Raw genomic sequence first — 292 nt, 5'->3', positions numbered from 1 at the left:
TTGAACAGATGATGAAGCAAATCATCAAAGAGAACATGGAGATAACACGTAAGGAAGTTACGCGCGAAAAAGCTAAACAGTTGTTCAAACAGGACCCTTTAAAACTTGAGTTGCTTGAAGATATACCGCCAGATGAAACAGTGACTGTGTACGAACAAGGTGATTTTTATGATTTATGTCGTGGTCCTCATATACCTTCAACAGGCAAAATCAAGCATTTTAAGTTAACGAAAGTGTCTGGTGCATATTGGCGGGGCAATAGCGATAATCAAATGCTTCAACGTATTTACGG

General features: G+C 39.0%; 1 pseudogene. It reads left to right on the top strand.

Going from position 1 to position 292, the window contains the following annotated elements:
• A pseudogene (locus CHH91_RS18360) lies at positions 1–292 on the top strand (threonine--tRNA ligase); the annotation flags it as partial.

Origin of the sequence: Virgibacillus sp. 7505, assembly GCF_002272135.1 — a bacterium.
In the GTDB taxonomy this organism is placed as follows: domain Bacteria; phylum Bacillota; class Bacilli; order Bacillales; family Amphibacillaceae; genus Terribacillus.
This window is presented reverse-complemented; position numbering and strand designations above follow the sequence as displayed.